This is a genomic window from Echinicola rosea (genome assembly GCF_005281475.1).
Lineage (GTDB): Bacteria > Bacteroidota > Bacteroidia > Cytophagales > Cyclobacteriaceae > Echinicola > Echinicola rosea.
The window spans coordinates 351,160-370,241 of record NZ_CP040106.1; the positions used below are offsets into that span (position 1 = coordinate 351,160).

Here is a 19,082-nt window from a genome sequence, read left to right on the forward strand (position 1 = left end):
TTTAAAGCTCCCGTAATATATGAAAAGGACTCCTTTTGACATAAGCATAAGATTCATTTATCTTTTTTTACCGTTACTACTGTGCCTGACCTCCCCAGTAATCCTTTACGGACAAGGCTACAATGATAACGAGTGGATCTTTGGTTACTGTGGACCAAACACGGAAAATAATTATATTTCTTTTGGCAAAGGGGACAATCCCAATGTGAATACGCTACCGGGAAGCGTCGTGGTTGGCCAGGACAATAATGCTATTGCCGTTGACCCGCTCACGGGCGAGCCACTCTTTTTTACAAATGGTGAGCTGGTGTACAATTATCTCAACCAACCGATCCAAGGTGCGCCAAACGGCATTAACGGTGATTTTGAAGGAACCCAAACAGTGGCTATTGCACCCCTAAATTACGAACCGGAAGGGGAACGGCTTTTTTACACCTTCTATCTCAGTCCTTCGGGGGAACTTCAATATGCCGTTATGGACATGAATGCCCAAGGAGCCGCACCAGCGGAGTCCCCGGCAGCGGGGGAAGTCACCACACTTAACGAATCCATGGGCCCGGCATCGGGTGCCATCGCCGTCGTAAAGACACCCAGCTCTCCCAGTTATTTGATCAGTTTTGAAAACAATGAATTGATCTCCAGGGAAATTACCGATACGGAAGGGGTATTCAATCAAACGGGCAGCACATCCCTGGGCTTCTCACCTGAAAAAATAGCTTTTGATGATAACTCAGGCACCTTGGCATTGATCCCGGAAAATGCCTCCGACCAGATTGTGCTGATGGACTTTGACACCAGCACAGGGAGTTTTGCTAATCCTCGACCACTGGACCAGTCCACAGGTGATGCATCTGAAAATTATGGCGGAACAGGACTTGCTCCCGATGGCGATTATTTCTATTATTCCAAAGATGACCAATTGCTCCGAATCCCTACGGATACCTTGGATGCTGCCCCGCAAGTGGTGCCCACCACCAGTCCATCAGGGAGCACCATCAGCCAAATCCACGATATCAAAGTAGGCCCTGACGGGCAATTGTACTATATCTATCAAGAGGAAAATGATGACGCCTTCTATGTGGGCACTGTCGAAGACCCCGACAACACCGTTCTGGAAGAGCTGACCGTGGACGACAATCCCTTCGACGGCACGGACTTTTGTGGTGGCACCTTCCCTACCTTTGCGCCCAATGCGGACATCGACGTTTCGGTGGATTTCACGTATTCCCCGCAAATGCCCTGTATGAACAATCCGCTGCAGCTCACCTCGCAGCTCACACCGCCCAATATCCCGGTGGAGTCATATGAATGGGAGCTCAGTCCGCCCCCTACTGACCAAGACGGGGAAGAGATCGAACTGGACCTGACCGAAGAGCACCTGCTTTTGCCTGCAGATGCGACCAGTGAACAAAACATCAACGTCACCCTGACGGTGACCTTGGAAGACGGGAGCACCCAAACGACCTCCCAATCCATCACCTTTCAGGAAAACAACCTCCAGGCCAGCTTTACTCCGTCCGATACCACGACCTGCATGACCTGTATCGACCTTAACGAAATGCTGGAAGTAAGCTCCGGTGAAGAAGGTCAAGGCGGCTCCGGAGGCGGCGGAGGAGGATTTCCCGGCCCCCCAGGCGGTGGCGGTGGCCAAGATGGTGGCTCCAGTTACGAATATTTTTGGTCCAATAAAAAAGACGAAGGCTGGATTCCCGAGGGAGCCAATGAAGTCTGTGATCCCGGCACCTACTGGGTGCTTGCCCGTGAGCAAGGTTCATCCTGCTACGTCTATGCCGAGACCACTGTCAAAATGTGGGACCCTGTGGCCAACGAAAAAGTAGATGACCAAACCAATAATGTCTGGTACTTTGGGGATAATGCCGGACTGGACTTTAATCCCGATCCTGACGACCCCAATGCCCCTTCTCCACGGCCTGTAGAAGTTCCCGACGGTCATCCTGGCTGGAGCATTCCCGAGGGCACGACCACCATTTCGGACCAAGCTGGCGACGTGCTCTTCTACACGGACGGCCAGACTGTCTGGGACCTGAACGGCAATCCCATGCAGGACGGTGAAAACATCGGCGGTGACAATACCTCCGCCCAAAGTGTCATTGCCGTAAAAGTCCCTCAGGAACAAACCCTTTACTACCTCTTCACCACCCAATCGGAAGGCGGCAATTCGACCACTAAATTTTCCCTCGTGGACATCAAAGGCGAAAACCAAAACGGTGTGGGCAGCGTGGTCAGCGGGGACAATTTCCTCTTTAGCCCCGGCACGGAGCAGTCTGCCGCCATTGCTTCGGGGGACACCACTTGGGTGATGTTTCACGAAGTGGGCAATAATACCTTCCGAGCCTACCCGGCCACTTCACAAGGTATCGGACAAGCCGTAACCAGCGATGTGGGCAGCAACCAAAGCTTTAGCCACTCAGCTGGAACGATGAAATTTAGCCCCGACGGGGAAAAACTGGCCGTAACCGTCGTGGATGACAATGGATGCAGCTTTGTGGACGTCATGGATTTTGATGAGGAAACCGGTGAATTGACGGAATACGCTACCATTGACTTGGGCTGTGATGATGAAGTTTATGGACTGGAATTTGGCGGGGACAGCAACAAGGTTTTTGTTTCCTACCAAAACGGTAAAGGCATCGAGGAATACCAAATCCAAGCACCCAGCGATGATGACGACGATGATGGTGGCAACAACTGCCCATCCTGCTTTGAAAATGCTGCTGACCAAGCCGCACTGGAACAGTGCATCGAGGACAATGTCAATTTACTGGCCAACAGCTCCGGCACTGATTTTGGAGCCATCCAAATGGGACCAAACGGCCAGATCTATGTCGCCATCCCCGGCGCTACGAACATCGGCACCATCAATCCTGGATCGGACTGTGACAATTCCTCCTATAGCCAGCAACAAGCGGTTTCCACCCAAGGCGGCACCAGCAACCTCGGCCTCCCTGCCTATGCCCAAAACAGCGGCAGCAATATCCCAGACCCGGAAATCTCAGGTCCGGAAAGCCTTTGCTTGCAAGACGGCATTGCCCTGGGGGAATTTGAAGGTGCCGGCGAGCCGGACATTGACACATACGCCTGGGCCATCCTCGACATCGATGGCCAAGAGGTTTTTTCCACCACAGGCCCCGGTGACGAATTCCAGGTATTGGAATATGAATTTGACTCGGCCGGCACCTACACGGTCACCTTGGACGTGGAACGCTGCGGCAATCCGGATTATTATAATGGCGAACTTACCGTGGAAGTGATTGGGCCGCCACCTTTGACACTTACGGACGACATTACGCTCTGTAGCGGCAGTCCGATTACCCTCACGGCCATAGACGATTATGATCCGGCAGAAGGGCTCTACACTTTCGAATGGACCAACGCCGCGGGAGAAATCCTCGGCAATACCAACACCATCGAAGTTACAGAAGAAAGCATCTACACGGTCAGCGTAGCACTGGCCAATACGGACGAAGAAGACCCGACCTTTCAGGCCTGTTCTTCGTCATCCTCCGTATTTGTCGGCCCTGCATTTGACTTTGAGCTGACGCAAGACGCTGAAGAATCCTGCTACGAGGAAAACTACATCGACTTTGCTCCGGACACGCCCGTTACCGGCGAATGGTCCTACCAACTGCAGGGATCCACGGATGAGCCGACGGTATTGGGCGAGGGCTATGAATGGGAAGTGGCGGTGGAAGAGCTTCCCGGCCCCGGCACTTATGACATTATCTTCCGGGCGGAAGACCCGATCTTGGAAGGCTGCATCGTGGAAAAACGCGCCCAACTGGTCGTCGCTCCGTTACCGGAATTTGAGGTCAATGTCATCACCCCCACCAGTGACTGTGACAATCCGAGCGGAAGCTTCGAATTCACCATGCTATCGGATGCAGAGACCGTGACCATTGTGGAGACAGGGGAAGAGTTTCCGGATGTAACCGAAGGCGAAACCCTTGGGCCAATAGAAAACCTGCCTCCCGGCGTCTATACCATTACGGCCGAAAATGAAGGCTGTACCTACACGGAAACAGTAAGTATCGAGAATACCAGTCCGCCTGATGGGCTGGATGATTATAGCATTGTGACCACAGCTGAGCGCTGTACCAATGACGACATACTGGACGGAAGGATTTTGATTACTTTTCCAGCGGATGGCTCGATCACCACTGCCAACTATGTTATCACGCGTGAAGAAGATGGCGAACAATTTACCGGTTCTACCGACGATATGCCCTTGGCGGTTCCCCACGGCACTTATGCCATTGAGATTTCCACGCCCGATGGCTGTGCCGTCACCGCACCGCAAACCTATGAAATCCAAGAAAAAGCCTTGGTTGACTTTAGTGTGCCTTCGGCACCATTGGCTTGTGAGATTTTCTTTTTTGAACCTGAGAATGCAGACGATATCGACTACACCATCACAGGCCCGGATGGCACGGATATCAGCCCTCAGCCAAACGGCCTTTATCCCTTGGATCAACAGGGCGTTTACTTGGTTCGCGGTGAAGACCCAAATGGCGTGGACTGCCCTCGGATTAGAGAAATGGACCTGACATTGACCGGGCAGGTGGAATATGAATTGGAAGGGCCTTTTTATGATTGTGAAACCGGACTACGGTATGAGGCAGCGATCGATCCTGCATTTGATGAAGCGGACTATGTTTACCTCTGGAGGACCTTTCCACAGGGGGAAATCATCGGCAGGGAGCGGATCTTCACCCCAAGCCGGGAAGGCAATTATACCTTAGATGTCCAACCCAGAAATGGCACCGGCTGCCCGGCACCTTGGATAGAATTTGACGTTCCGGTTATTGTGCGCAATATTCCGGTGGAAGTGACCTTGGAGACCGGCATTTGTTCGGACAGCCCAGAAGGGACGCTCCGAGCGGACTTTGAAGCACCCGCTTCTGCCAATCTCGAAGTAGTCTGGTTCAGAACGAATCAGGCTGGCATCAATGTCCGAATGCCTGAATTTGATGGTCAATCAACCATTACCGTTACAGCAGCAGGCAGCTACCAAGTCGAATTGGTCAATTCCACCAATGGTCAACAATGCACGGTGGGCTCGGATGAAATCACGGTGATGAGCTCCGATAATGAACCTCCAATATTGGAAGAAAGCTATACCATTTGTGCAGCAGAAGGCATTACGGAGACGCTGACGACAGAAGAAAACTGGCAAGCCTATGAGTGGTGGAGAGAGGATCAGTTGGTCAGCACCGACCCCACTTTTACGCCGACAGAAGAAGGGGATTACACCTTGATCGTTACTGATATGGCCCAATGTTCCTTTGCTGTCCCCTTCGAGGTGATCGAAGACTGCGGGCTTCAGGTGACCACGCCTGACGCCATTATTCCTGGAGATTCTGATCGGAATTTTGTGGTCTATGTCAATGATTTCGTAGATGAGATTTCGGTATTGATCTACAATCGCTGGGGCGAGCTAATTTTCCACTGCATTCAGGAAAACATTGCCGAAAACGCTCCTTTCTGCACTTGGGACGGAAAAGTCAACGATAAAAAAGTGCCCGTCGGAACCTATCCGGTGGTAATCAAGTTAAAAAGCAATGCCCAAGGAATAGAACACACCATTAAGAAAGCTATAGTTGTAATTGAATAAATATGATCGCATTGATTTCTCCGGCGAAGACGCTGGATATGAGTACTACTGATATTTCACTGGCTACCCAGCCAGACTTTAAGACCGACATCAAGGCCTTGGTCAGCATCATGAAGAAAAAATCCGCTGAGGATATCAAACAACTGATGAAAGTCAGTGATAACATCGCCCAGCTAAATGAAGAGCGCTACCATAACTTCCACAAGGACTTTACTGCTGAAAACGCCAAACAGGCCCTATTGGCTTTCAAAGGGGACGTGTACCGCAGCATGGACGTGGACGATTACTCTGAAGAAGACCTGGCCTTTGCCCAAGACCACCTCCGCATCCTTTCCGGACTTTACGGACTCCTCAAGCCCATGGACCTTATCCAGCCCTACCGACTGGAAATGGGCATTGGCCTAGAAAACAAAAAGGGCAAGAACCTCTATGAATACTGGGGCACCAAAATCTCCAAGGCCATCAACAAAGCGACTGATGGCCAGCCAGTAATCAATTTGGCATCTCAGGAATATGCCAAAGCAGTGGACAAAAAAACCCTTAAATCCCCCATGATCCATGTCAACTTCAAAGAACACCGGGATGGAAAACACAAAGTCATCGGCATCTTTGCGAAGCAAGCGAGGGGTATGATGGCAGACCACATCATCAAGCATAAAATCACCGATCCTGAACAATTGAAGCTTTTCAACCGCGAAGGCTATGAGTTTTCTGAACCGCAGAGCAAAGAAAATGAGTGGATCTTCGTTAGGTAAAAATTGGAAGGTTGAAAGATTGGAAGATTGGGTATTGATAAAGCTGAAGGTTAAATTTCCATTTGTCCTTTACCGATCAATGCTGATTTCCGCTTGACTTCACCAGTAGCACAAATCCCATATGAAAAAACAAGTTTTGCTTTGGCTCACGCTGCTGTTCTTGGCCAGCTCATGTGCGGCTACAAGGTTCTCATCCAGTCGCGTGGAAAAGGGTCAGGCAAGTTATTATGCCGACAAGTTCAATGGCCACAAAACGGCCAGTGGCGAACGCTATCGCCCGGTTAAATTGACCGCGGCACATCGCACCTTACCCTTCGGCACTGTCGTAAAAGTCAAAAATCTCCGCAACGGCAAAACCGTCAAAGTCCGCATCAATGACCGGGGGCCTTTTGTCCGTGGACGCATCATCGACCTATCAAAAAAAGCCGCAAGGCAATTGGACATGATCCGAGCGGGTGTGGTACCGGTGGAAGTAAGGTATTAAGGGAAAGGGTGATAAAGCCATCGAAATGGCTACCCTCATCTTTTCTGTTTGATCCTGAATAAGGCCTGAACAGGGATCAAGCAATATTTCTGGGGGGACGAATTTTGACATGGTCTTATAAAAGAAAATTTCATACCGTTAAAACGATGGACTTCCTCCATAGGGCAAGCGCCATTAAAAAAAATGCCCCTATTTGCATTTAAATCTTCCGTTCCTACGGAACTTATCCTTTTGTGTGTAATCATTTTTTGTTGTCACCTGCACCTTCTATATGACCCTCCGCCAAAGGCGGGTTAGGCAGGATGCTCAGATGCTAACGCATATTGAGGGTTTAATGCCGTTTAGTTAAGGCCATTTCCCCGTTTTCACCTGCTAGGAGTTTCTTTTCTATTTGACTTTAACTGTATGGCTTTGGCCATTTTGGTGGGTTTTATCCTTTTCCTTTTTTCCCCCGAAAGCCTTCGGGGCAGGCTATTGATGAAAAAAGAAAGAAAAAAATCTAGGTCGGTGGTCTGCCTTTTAAAATGGAACATGGATTTAACCTGCGACCGAGATCCGTCGCCCATTTTAATTTCCACCCGATGGCTACGACCTAAAAGCGAGTGGGTCTCGCTGTTCCACGACGCGAGCCAACTCACTTTCTTAACGGCCTCCACCATTGGCTGGAAAACAGGCATACTAAGGGCCGTCAAAAGGAAGCGATACCTTTTTTGGGCCTTATTAACCTCAGTTCGATTATAAAATCGTCACTGCGAGGCTTAGAGGGAGATATGAGGGGTGGAAGCCGTGGCAGTCTCAGTATTTCGGGATGGCCACACCCTTTTCCAACCCACATCCTCCTTGAAAGGGTTCGCTTTTAATACTAAAATTAAGTCGAGCTCAGGTTAATAGTTTAAAAGTGCTTGCCCTGGGGGGATCTGCCAATTTTCATTATAGAGTAAAATGTCCCAACTTTTCGGCTTGATCCATGAAGGGTCTATCCGGATCTAAAAAAAAGCTACCTCATTCGAAGTAGCTTTTTGGATTCATATCAAAATTCAGTGATCAAGGCTCCAGCGCCTTCACACCTGGCAATTCTTTTCCTTCCATGTATTCCAACAAAGCCCCTCCGCCTGTGGATACAAAAGACACTTTCTCTCCAAAACCGAATTTGTTCACGGCAGCAGCTGAATCACCGCCACCGATCAAGCTGAATGCACCGGCTTCAGTAGCCGAAACGACTGCCTCAGCGACCGCTTTGGTCCCTTTGTCGAAGCTTTCCATTTCAAACACACCCATAGGGCCATTCCAAAGGATGGTTTTGGAATCCTTGATGACATCGGCAAAAATCTTCCTTGTTTCCTCCCCGATGTCCAATCCCATCCAGCCATCAGGAATTTCACCACTTTTGGCTTTTCCCTGCTCAGCATCATTGGCAAATTCCTTGGAAGTGATATTGTCCACAGGAAGGTAAAGGTTAACGCCCTTTTCTTTGGCTTTCGCTTCCAATTCCTTCGTCAAGTCCATCTTGTCCGCTTCCAGTAGTGAATCACCGATGCTTCCGCCTTTTGCTTTGGCAAAGGTGTATGACATCCCACCACCAATGATCAGGTTGTCCACCTTATCGAGCAGTTTTTCGATGATCAATATTTTGTCGGAAATTTTGGCTCCACCCATGATCGCTGTCAATGGCCTCACGGGATTACCCAGTACTTTATCAGCATTTTCCAATTCTGAAAGCATCAAGTAACCACACACTTTGTCGTTAAAGTTTTCTGCAACAATGGCAGTAGAAGCGTGGGCACGGTGCGCCGTCCCAAATGCATCATTTACATAGATATCACCATGTGCTGCCAGTTTTTTGGCAAATCCCGCATCTCCTTTAGTTTCTTCATCGTAAAACCGAAGGTTTTCCAAAAGCAAGACTTCCCCACCTTTCAGCGCAGCAGCTACTTGTGTCGCCTCATCACCGATACAGTCGGGAGCAAATTTCACTGGTCGATCCAGCGCTTTTTCCAGATCCAGCAGGATATGTTTTAGCGAAAACCGCTCATCAGGACCACCTTTTGGCCTTCCCAGGTGAGACATCAAAATCACCGCTCCTCCATCATCCAATATCTTGTTGATGGTAGGCAAGGCTGCTTGGATCCTAGTGTCATCGGTTACTTCAAAATTAGCGTCCAGTGGCACATTAAAGTCCACTCTTACCAACGCTCTTTTACCTTCAAAACTGAGGTTGTCAACAGATTTTATCCTACTGTTCATGGTTAAATAGGTTTTTTATATGATTTATTTCTTTAAGTTACTAAAAGATCGACCCCACCCTGGACGCCACATGGCCTATCGCGCCGCGGCCCTTCTCAGCCGGTCATTGACCGCTTTTCCAAGTCCTCTTTCGGGCATTTCTCCGGACAAGATCACACTTACATCCTGCTTATCCAAATAACGCATTGCGGCAAACAACTGTTGTGCTGCTTCCTTGAAATCACCTGCTGCACTCAACACCCGCTGATGCTCAGCAGGAACCCCCTCAAACGTTTTGGTAAAGCTCAGTACACCAAACCGCTCATTTTTTTCCAAATAATGTGGCACCAGCTGCTCCAAGTCCCCTACAATAAAGGGAATGCGGGGCGCATAGTGGCTCTTGAGCATTCCGGGAGATTTTGGATTACTGCTGGACTGTGGCAAAATCAGCACATTTCCCACTGCTTTTTTAATATCAGCCACCTCGATTCCTCCCAAACGGTAGATCGTAATCTGCCCTTCTTCCACACCCACTATCGTGCTTTCCAAGCCTACCTGACAATTACCGCCATCCAACACATAATCGATTTTTCCTTCCAATTGATCTACTACGTGGCTGGCACAGGTAGGGCTAATATAGCCAAAAGGATTGGCACTTGGTGCTGCCAGTGGAAAATCCAACGACAACAGCAACTCCCGGGTCAACGGATGACTGGGAACCCTTACGGCCACTTGGTCCAATCCACTCGTTACCAAGTCCGGTACTATGTTTTTTTTCGGAAGAAGCAATGTCAACGGCCCAGGCCAAAACGCCTTGGCCAATGCTTCAAGCTCTGAAGGCATTGTGGTCGTATATTCACTGATCTGCTCAATGCTACCGGTATGAACAATCAGCGGATCAAAGCTCGGTCGGTTTTTGGTTTCGAATATTTTACTTACCGCTGCAGCATTCAGGGCATTTCCCGCCAGACCATACACGGTCTCCGTAGGAATACCTACCAACTCCCCCTGCTCCAATAGCTGCTTGGCTTTGTCAATATCCTTTCCGATTGTAGTCATTAAGATTCCGATTCGGTACCACAAAATTCATCAATCCACTCTCTGGCATCCTCATAGCCCAGTCCAAGTGCCGTTTTGAGATGCATACAGCCTTCCTCTTTTTTATTCAATGCACTCATCTCGGTAACGCCCAAAAGGTAAAAAGCCGCCCCATTCGTATCATCAATTGCCACGGATCGCTTCAATGCATTGATGGCTTCGAGTGGATTGTTATTGCCCACCAGGGCTTTTGCCCGGTTAAAATGCGCCAAAGCTTGGTTTGGATCCACCTGAAGGGCATTGTCAAAATCCAAGATGGCATCTTCGTACTGCTCCATCCCCAACAGCGCCAACCCTCGATTATAATAAATATCGGTTTGATTAGGATCCAGGGAACTGGCCATATTGTAATTGATCACAGCATCCTTAAACGCCTTTTTCTCCAGATAAGCGTTTCCGAGATTTAAATAAGGCTTGTAAGAAGTAGAATCTTTCTCCATGGCCACTTTGAAGTTTGCAATGGCCTCGTCCCATTTTCCCTGTTCAAAAAATGCTACTCCTTTGGCATTATGGGCTTCTGTATGGTTGGGATTTTTTTCGATCACCCGATCAAAATAGGTGATCGCTTCCTTAAATTTTTCTAATCGCATTTCCTTTATGCCGGCATCGTATAATTCCTGCTCGGAGGGTGAGCATCCCCATAGCAATAACGCCATCAAAGGAAGAATAAATAGCTTTTTCACTTTTGGTAATTTTTCAGACAAAGATACGAATTATAAGGAAATTGACAGCTTATTAATCCGATCTTTAGCAGATAGACAATCCTGTCCGGCAGAAAAGGGATTTACAAAGCATCTTGATTGTGCTTAGCCCTCTTCACGGGCAAAATAACTCCCTACAGAATATTAGCACATGACCTCTGACTTGCTGGTCTTTTCCAACATTCTCAAGATCGAGTCGTTTGCCTTGACCACATCCGGGATCGTCTCGTATTTCACCCAAGCCAAATCCTTACTCTCCTCACTGATGGTCAGTGGCTCGTCCATGGCCGCTTCGATCAGGAAACGCACATCGTAATGAAAATGCTGCGGGTCACGGTCATTGGCAGGAATGATATGTTTGTCGATATCAAAAATCCCCCTGTCCACAAGTTTGAGCGATATCAGTCCACTTTCCTCCCGGGCTTCATTCATTGCCACCTCTAGTAGGTTCTCATTTCCATCTGCATGGCCACCCAGCTGGAGCCAGCGGTTTAGCTTCCGGTGATGGGTAAGCAATGCATGCGTCCTGGTCTTGTTTACGATCCAAGCTGATGCGGTAAAATGCCCTTCCTTCCTGTCCCTCAGAAATGCCAGCGGATCTTCTGTCAGTTTGATAAATTGCTGCACAAATAGCTGCTCTTCTTCAAACGGTGTCCGGTAACTTTTCAGTGCTTTTTTAAGTTCTTCTCGATTCATAGGATGTTTACTGCGGATTAAATATTGCTTCAATAAAGGATTCAAAGGAACGGGCCTTGGTGTACAGCCTGTCTGAATAGACCGTTACCAAAATCTTGATCATTTGAGGCTTGTGATTTACCGACACTTTTTCTATAGCAACATTCCCAAAAAGTTGGTCGGTACGTTCTGCCGTGAAGGTTGCTTTGGGCTTTAGGTATTGTTTTTCGGTGGTATTGACTCCAGAGGCTTTTTCTTGAATCGTCCGGTCCAAACTCACCCTTTCATACCCTAAATCTACAATTCGCTGGCCAAAAGCAAAGAAAAGTCGGGAAAAAGTTTTCGAATTTAAGGGCAAATCGTACGATATGGCTATTCCATTGGCATATGGAGACCTGAAAACCTGTAATTCAGGAACAGTTTCCTCTCCTTTTTTTTGAAGAAGATAATTACTATAAATCAGTTCAAAAATCTCCTTTCCTTCCGGTGATGCCATCCATTGGAACAGGGCTGCCACTTCCTCCTCTTCCTGTACGAAGTTCTCCTTATGGGTCAAAGCTGTATTCTTATCGGAAAACAGCTTTTTTAAAATATCATCTACAAATTTCATTCAGTCGCTAATTTTTATCCTGCCATCTGCCAAGCTCACGATTTCGCCTTCGTCTTCCATTGTCCTCAAAAGCCTGACGGCGTACGCATCAGTGCTGGATAATTCCGCCTTGGCCAGTAGGTCCTGAAAGGTAAACGCATCTCCACCCGCTAAAGTTTGCAGAAGCTTCGCTCGCACTTCTTCTTGGTAGCTTGGTGCATTGGAGGCCTTCTTTTTTTCCAGACAAACATCGCACACACCACACTGTTCATCGGTCTCTTCTCCAAAATAGGCAAGCAGCTGTTGGGTACGGCAGATTTGGGCATTGGTTACGTAAGCGACCATGGCCTTTGCCTTTTCCACACTGGTATCCCTTCGCTCAGCGATTCGTTTGGTATTCAATGGAAGGCGTCCCGCATCATGTCGATGGGTCAAAAAAGTCACTTGCGGTTGGTCTTTTTTCTTGTTATAAGCCGCAATGTCCAAGTTATCCATCCGCTCAAGCAGCTTCACGACTTCACTTTCAGCAATATTGAGTACATTGGCCAGCTTATCTTCTCGGATCTTTAGGTACTCGGAAAAAAGCTCTCCTCCGTACATCCTCAGCAGGACTTTAATCATTGGATCCAAAGCGGCATGAGCAATTTGGTATTCATATAGCCTGCTCTGACCAATGAGAAAATGAAACGTACTCGGACTATAATACCCCTCACTCAACTCTACCAATGCCTCTTCTTTAAGGATTTTCAGTGCATTGTACGTCATCAGCAGGTCCAAATTATAGGTATTGGTAAATGCGATAATATCAAAGTCATAGCTTACCATCAGGCTACTGCCCACAGCAATGCGGTAATAATTGGCGAGGCTTTGATATACCCGCTTGATAAAATCAATGGGCGGATAGGATTGCTCCGCACGGTCCACCAGCACATCAATATCCTTATCATGGTAGATCAATACCGCAAAGGCCTTCCATTCGTCACGACCTGCCCTTCCGGCTTCCTGATAATAGTTTTCCAGATTTTCTGGCAAGTCCACATGGATCACGACCCTAACATCGGGCTTATCGATTCCCATACCAAAAGCATTGGTCGCCACCATCACCCTGACTTTATTGTTTTTCCAATCCATCTGTCGCTGTTCGCGCAGTACTTTATCCAAACCAGCATGGTAAAAAGTCGATGATATCCCCAAGCGATAAAGTGCTTGTGCCAATTCTTTGGTAGCCTTTCTGCTGCGCACATAAACGATCGCCGAACCGCTTACTTTCTGAAGGATCTCCATGGCCTTTTCCAGCTTGTTCTCTGCTTTCCTAACAGCATATGACAGGTTTTTGCGGGCAAAGGACTTTATAAATACGGCGGGATCCTTTAGCGCTAACTTCTCCATGATATCTGTCTTGACCTGCACGGTGGCCGACGCGGTAAGGGCAATAAAAGGCACCTTGGGATGATATTCCCGCAGGGCAGCGATTTCCAAATAGGGAGGCCTGAAATCATATCCCCATTGGGAAATACAGTGTGCCTCATCAACGGCCACCATATTTACATTCATGCGCTTAAAACGCTCAATGAACAGGTCTGACTTCAGCCGCTCAGGCGAGACATAGAGAAACTTATAATTCCCATAGATGCAATTGTCCAAGGTGGTGTCAATCTCCCGCTTGCGCATACCAGAATAAATGGCCGTAGCCAGCACTCCCCGATTCCGCAAATTGTCCACTTGGTCTTTCATCAAGGCGATCAACGGGCTGACCACCACACAAATCCCCTCTTGCATCAATGCCGGCACCTGAAAGCAAATGGACTTGCCCCCACCAGTAGGCAATAGCGCCAAGGTGTCCCTTCCGGCAGCTACAGAAAGGACAATATCCAACTGCATGGGCCTAAAATCATCGAACCCAAACACCTTTTTCAACACTGAAAGCGCCTTTGTCTTCAATTTACCAATCGATTTTTTTCTTGTCTAAAAATGTCCTAATCCCCTTTTTGCAGTCTGCCGTTTCGCGGGCTTTTGCATTCATCATGGCCGCATAGTCCAAGGCTTCTTCCAAGGACATATCCTGAACTGCAGCGATCATCTTTTTGGTCATGGCCATGGAATCACCGGAGTTTTGCTCAATGAGTCCTTGGGCCACTTGGTAAACACGCCCTTCCAGCTCATCTATCTCAAAAACATCATTGACAAGCCCCATCTCCCGAGCAACAGGTGCTGCCACCAATTCCCCGGTAAGCAAGAGCTCCTTGGCCTTTCCTTCTCCCAGCTTGCGCAAGAGAAACACCAGCACCATCGCTGGCACAAATCCAATCCTCACCTCTGTATATCCCATTTTGGCAGAGGGCACAGCATAGGCAAAATCACACACTGAAACCAGCCCACAGCCACCCGCCAACGCATGCCCCTGCACTTGAGCGATGACCACTTTGGGAAACGTATAAATCCTGAGAAATAACGCTTTGAGCTTTTCACTATCGTCTAGGTTTTCCTCAAACGTATTATCCTGCATCTTTTCGATATCCTGCAGGTCAGCACCAGAGCAGAACACCTTGCCTTCTGCCTTGATAATGACAACCTTCACCTCACCGGCCGCCTCACACTTATCCAATGCCTGCTGAAGTCCACTGACCATCGCAGCATTCAGTGCATTTCGCTTTTCGGGCCTGGCCAAAATCACGTAGCCAATACGGTCTTTCTGCTCAAATTTTACTTGCTCTTCCATATTTCGGGGAGTTGGTTGAATGAAGATAGGGCGCCCAAGCTGTTCTTCCAAAAAAATACATTCACTCACTCAAAAATAAGCCTGACGGCTCCCTTACTGGTGAAAAATTCACTTGTTTCATTCATTTTTTTCCACTTGTCGCCATCGAAAAAGGCGGCTGATACCGCTGTATTTTCCATCAACATGCCCCCTCCATTCCGAGCCATCACCACATGGCCATTGGGCAAGAAAACCAGAAATTCATTTTCTTGACCTGCAAAAGCCAATGGTAAGCATGTAGAGGGTTGGTGCACCATTCTGTGGGGAACGACCTGATAACCGAGGTCCTTTTCGGGAACTAATTGCTGAAAAGAACCTGCAAAATCCCTGGAATGATAATCCATCGCCACTCCCTCTCCAAGGCTATACACATAAAGCTGCTCTTGATGATCCCTGCCAAAATACGACCACCAGCTCCCTGCAATAAGCCAAAAAATAACCAAAACGGCGCCATAGGCAAATGCTTTTTTTCTTCTTACCAAAAACAAGTAAAGGCAGACCATCAGCCCCCAAAGCAAAAACACGGTCGTCACTTTTAGGGTAATACCATCAGTCTGGGCATAAGGAAGGGTGTCAAAAAGGAAAACACCACTGTTCATGATTTGTAGCAATCGTTCCAGAAGCCAGCCCAACGGCCCCCATGTCCAGCCGGCCAATGAAAGCAACATAAACGGCAAACCGACTGCCATGACCACAAAAGCATTTGGAATGACCCACAGATTGGACAGCAAAAAATAATTGGGGAAGACGTGAAAATAGTACGCCGACAACGGAAAAGTGGCCAACTGGGCAGCGATGCTGACCGATGTGATTTCCCACAGATAATACAGCACCTTATTTTTGGGCAGCCAAATGGACACAATGGCCGGCTGCAAGATCAAAATACCAAACATGGCAGCATAGGAAAGCTGAAACCCTACTTCAAAGATTATGTACGGATTAAAGAGCATCAGTAGTAATGCTGAAATGGCCAAGGTATTGAACACGGAAGGGCTTCTGGACTGCATCTGGGCAAGCGAAAGCACGGTAAACATCGTCGCTGCCCGCATGACAGATGGAGACATTCCTGTAAGCATGGCATACACCCAAATGAGCACCACCACTACGGTCAAAAACACCACTCGTTTTGACCTAGAAAGCTGTGAAGGCTTAAAAAACAATAGAAAAAAGCCATAGATCATCCCTACATGCAAACCAGAAACCGCCAGCACATGCATGGCTCCTGCAGTGACATAGGCCTCACTGACCGCTTCTCCCAAGTCAGCTTTTTGTCCTAGCAGCAGGGCTTTCCCCACTTCCAGCGCATGACTATCCTCAAAAGTTTCCTCTAAGTGCCTTCCAAGTTTTTCCCGTGCCAGTATCACCGGATCAAACAGCGAAAGCTTTTCAACTTCCCCCAAGCGGAAAACCATGTCTCCCAAAAAGTGCTGGTGATGCACCTGCTTCCTGGCCATAAATTTCCGGTAATCAAACGCCTTGGGATTTTTGGGAGGAGCGATACACTGTGGCATCCCGACCACCCAAACCACATCCCCCGGCCGCAACGGTTTTTCTAGCCGATGATAGATCAACACCCTTCCGCTGGCTTTTTGATAGCCCGTGTCCGTTTGGACATACTTGACAGCCAATTCATTCCCATAGGTACTGTTCTTGGGCTCATCCAGCGAAAGCACCTCTCCCAGATATCCCTGTACCTCTCCAAGATGCAAAAGATGGTCATCGTGTGTAGTGACATCTTTCCAGCTGGAAAAAGTATAGCCACCAATCACCAACAGTAGGTAGGCCAAAACAGGAAAAACCGCCCGAAACCCGTAACGCTTATTGTTACCATTAACGATCGCAAACCCAAGATAAATCAGTAAAACCATTGCTATCACGGCCAAAAGGACCGCAGAAGAAAGCATGCCGCCCATAACCGAATAGCCTACTATCCCAGCCATAAAAAACAGGACGTACCTCAAAAAAGGAAACTCATTAAACTTCATAAAAAACTGAAAAAGATCAACTTATAATTTAATATTATTCCTATAAAAAGCAAGAAACAAAAAAGGCTTCCTTTTCAGAAAGCCTTTTTCAGTAAAACATTTAATTATTAATCGTCAAATCAAAATCGATATCCGATACTCACACCGGCATTTACTTCCACCGCTGCAAACCTGTCATTCACCTCCTCACTGAAGCCCCTGGCGATGTTCACATAAGGTGCAATGGCAAACTTATCACTTTGCACCCATTTATAGCCTACACCAATACCGATCATGCCACTGTTCATGTCTGTCACAATGGTATTTCCGTTATCATCAGGCTCGGTAAAATCACCGAAACGGTACTTAAAGAAGGGATAAACATAGATATTCCCTTGTTCAGGATCGTTGTTCAGAAAATAGAAATTATACGAGACCAATAAACTACTGGTATTATATTTTTTCCCATCGCCTTGGCCCTTATAACCAAAGCGGTCATTGATCAGGTATTCTACTCCGATAGACTGGTCGCTGTCCACGAATCGTTCATAACCGATTTCTACAGAACCCTGAACGATCGTATTCAAAATGTTCAATTTGATTTCATTTGGGTTGTAATCGGTTTGGGCATAAGCTCCCAGCATCATTCCTGAAAAGAAGATAGTAAGTAATAGCTTTTTCATAACGTAATTAATTCAAATAATAGGTATTAATAATAAAAACTTGGTAAATTTTAAAATGCAGTACAAATAATAATGAAATCATTACAAATATCGCTCCATTTTGTAATGAAGGATGTCACATTCTGAAAAAACATCTCCAACTTTCTTGAAACCAAACTTTGCATAAAGTGGAACCGCGTGTAGTTGGGCATGTAGATAAAGGCATTTCCCTTCTGCCTCTGCAGTGCTTTTGACATCCTCGATAACAGCTTGTACCAGTGCCGTGCCCACGCCCTTACCCCGGTCCTTTTCCAGTACGGCAAAACGCTCCAGTTTCACACCATTTTCGGTAAACCTCCATCGGGCTGTCCCTGCTGGCTCACCTTCAGCCAAGGCCAAAAAATGAATGGAAAACTCCTCAAACTCATGATATTCTTCGGCTGGGGGCACATTTTGTCCTACCACAAAAACTTCCTGACGAATCGCAAAAACCTGCTTTAAGGCGGCCTTATTCGTTACCTTTTTGACGGTCACTTCGTTCATTTCTGGATTTTTCTTTTTGCAGATCGTCCTGATCGTAAGCTGCTATAATTGATTTAACGAGTTTGTGGCGGATGACATCCTTTCCGCTGAGATTAACGAGCCCAATGCCTTTGACATCTTTGAGCACGCGAAGTGCTTCACGAAGGCCGGATTTTTGCTTGGTGGGCAAATCCACTTGGCTTTGGTCACCATTGATGATCACCTTGGAGTTTGGCCCCATCCGGGTCAAAAACATCTTGATCTGCTCCCTGGTCGTATTTTGCGCCTCATCGAGCAGCACAAAGGCATCGTTCAGCGTCCTACCCCTCATGTACGCAAGCGGGGCGATTTCAATCACCCGGTTTTCCTGATAAAATTTTAATTTTTCTGCGGGGACCATATCGCCCAAGGCATCATAAATTGGCCTCAGGTAAGGATCCAGTTTTTCCTGTAGATCGCCGGGCAAAAAGCCCAGGTTTTCACCAGCCTCCACGGCCGGCCGTGTGATAATAATCCGCTTCACTTCGCGGTTCTTTAATGCACGAACAGCCAATGCCACAGCAATATAAGTCTTGCCAGTTCCGGCTGGCCCTAGGGCAAAAACCAAGTCATTCTTATAGGCAGCATCCACCAGCTTGCGCTGGTTGGTGGATTTTGGTTTGATGGCCAAGCCCTTGTTGCCATAGACGATGATGTCATTTTTTGGGTCTTCCTCAAAGGGCACACCTTCCAGCTCAATGTATTCCTTGACGTTCTCAGGAGTGACCTGACCAAACCTGTTGAAATGCTGCAGCAGCATATTGAGCACATCGTTGATCCGAATGATTTCGGGAGCCCTGCCCTGAATGCGAATTTCATTTCCGCGGGAAACAATTTTGCTTTTGGGAAATGCCGCAGCAATTTGGCGGATGTTCTCATTCTCAGTTCCGAGAAAATCCAAAAGCGGAATATTTTCTAAAGTAATTACCTTTTCTACCAATCCGTTAATGTGTATTTAGGGTTGTCAGATTATTCTTACA

15 protein-coding genes are annotated in these 19,082 nt (G+C 47.6%); 3 read left to right on the forward strand and 12 right to left on the reverse strand.

The features are described 5' to 3' along the window. The first annotated feature begins 19 nt into the window (after positions 1 to 19). The 3 genes from FDP09_RS01620 (at position 20) to FDP09_RS01630 (ending at position 6,871) form a co-directional block, all read left to right on the forward strand. Positions 20 to 5,632 (forward strand): T9SS type B sorting domain-containing protein, encoded by a 5,613-nt coding sequence (locus tag FDP09_RS01620; protein WP_137400990.1) that lies wholly within the window; start codon positions 20 to 22, stop codon positions 5,630 to 5,632. A 2-nt stretch (positions 5,633 to 5,634) separates the two neighbouring features. Beyond that, positions 5,635 to 6,387, forward strand: a complete 753-nt coding sequence (gene yaaA, locus FDP09_RS01625) for a peroxide stress protein YaaA (protein WP_137400991.1) — start codon at positions 5,635 to 5,637, stop codon at positions 6,385 to 6,387. A gap of 121 nt (positions 6,388 to 6,508) precedes the next feature. Continuing rightward, a complete protein-coding gene (locus FDP09_RS01630; protein ID WP_137400992.1) occupies positions 6,509 to 6,871 on the forward strand; it encodes a septal ring lytic transglycosylase RlpA family protein in 363 nt (120 codons plus the stop codon). A gap of 365 nt (positions 6,872 to 7,236) precedes the next feature. On the opposite strand, the gene FDP09_RS01635 is transcribed toward FDP09_RS01630, so the two are convergent. The 12 genes from FDP09_RS01635 to FDP09_RS01690 all read right to left on the reverse strand — a co-directional run bounded on the left by FDP09_RS01635 (position 7,237) and on the right by FDP09_RS01690 (position 19,042). Continuing rightward, positions 7,237 to 7,548, reverse strand: coding sequence for a hypothetical protein (locus FDP09_RS01635; RefSeq protein WP_137400993.1), 312 nt, complete (start codon positions 7,546 to 7,548; stop codon positions 7,237 to 7,239). A gap of 367 nt (positions 7,549 to 7,915) precedes the next feature. After that, complete coding sequence (locus tag FDP09_RS01640; RefSeq protein WP_137400994.1) at positions 7,916 to 9,115, reverse strand: phosphoglycerate kinase; 1,200 nt, start codon at positions 9,113 to 9,115, stop codon at positions 7,916 to 7,918. A gap of 75 nt (positions 9,116 to 9,190) precedes the next feature. Beyond that, positions 9,191 to 10,153, reverse strand: coding sequence for an L-threonylcarbamoyladenylate synthase (locus FDP09_RS01645; RefSeq protein WP_137400995.1), 963 nt, complete (start codon positions 10,151 to 10,153; stop codon positions 9,191 to 9,193). After that, complete coding sequence (locus FDP09_RS01650; RefSeq protein ID WP_137404907.1) at positions 10,153 to 10,848, reverse strand: tetratricopeptide repeat protein; 696 nt, start codon at positions 10,846 to 10,848, stop codon at positions 10,153 to 10,155. Before FDP09_RS01650 ends, FDP09_RS01645 begins: the two co-directional genes overlap by 1 nt. A gap of 189 nt (positions 10,849 to 11,037) precedes the next feature. Next, entirely contained in the window at positions 11,038 to 11,589 is a 552-nt protein-coding gene (locus FDP09_RS01655; protein ID WP_137400996.1) for an NUDIX hydrolase, read from the reverse strand. Between the two features lie 7 nt (positions 11,590 to 11,596). Next, the gene (locus tag FDP09_RS01660) at positions 11,597 to 12,178 is read right to left on the reverse strand and encodes a hypothetical protein (protein ID WP_137400997.1); all 582 of its coding nucleotides are present in this window, start codon (positions 12,176 to 12,178) and stop codon (positions 11,597 to 11,599) included. Continuing rightward, positions 12,179 to 14,098, reverse strand: coding sequence for a RecQ family ATP-dependent DNA helicase (locus tag FDP09_RS01665; protein WP_137400998.1), 1,920 nt, complete (start codon positions 14,096 to 14,098; stop codon positions 12,179 to 12,181). It abuts the gene before it with no gap. 1 nt (position 14,099) lies between these two features. Beyond that, on the reverse strand, positions 14,100 to 14,876 hold the full coding sequence (locus FDP09_RS01670; RefSeq protein ID WP_137400999.1) for an enoyl-CoA hydratase/isomerase family protein: 777 nt from the start codon (positions 14,874 to 14,876) through the stop codon (positions 14,100 to 14,102). A 65-nt stretch (positions 14,877 to 14,941) separates the two neighbouring features. After that, positions 14,942 to 16,900: a ComEC/Rec2 family competence protein gene (locus tag FDP09_RS01675; protein WP_137401000.1), complete on the reverse strand. Its 1,959-nt coding sequence runs from the start codon at positions 16,898 to 16,900 to the stop codon at positions 14,942 to 14,944. Positions 16,901 to 17,019: 119 nt separating this feature from the next. Continuing rightward, entirely contained in the window at positions 17,020 to 17,562 is a 543-nt protein-coding gene (locus FDP09_RS01680) for a DUF3575 domain-containing protein (protein WP_137401001.1), read from the reverse strand. A gap of 81 nt (positions 17,563 to 17,643) precedes the next feature. Then, positions 17,644 to 18,084 (reverse strand): GNAT family N-acetyltransferase, encoded by a 441-nt coding sequence (locus FDP09_RS01685; protein ID WP_137401002.1) that lies wholly within the window; start codon positions 18,082 to 18,084, stop codon positions 17,644 to 17,646. Continuing rightward, positions 18,050 to 19,042 (reverse strand): PhoH family protein, encoded by a 993-nt coding sequence (locus FDP09_RS01690; RefSeq protein WP_137401003.1) that lies wholly within the window; start codon positions 19,040 to 19,042, stop codon positions 18,050 to 18,052. Before FDP09_RS01690 ends, FDP09_RS01685 begins: the two co-directional genes overlap by 35 nt. Between the last annotated feature and the right edge of the window lie 40 nt (positions 19,043 to 19,082).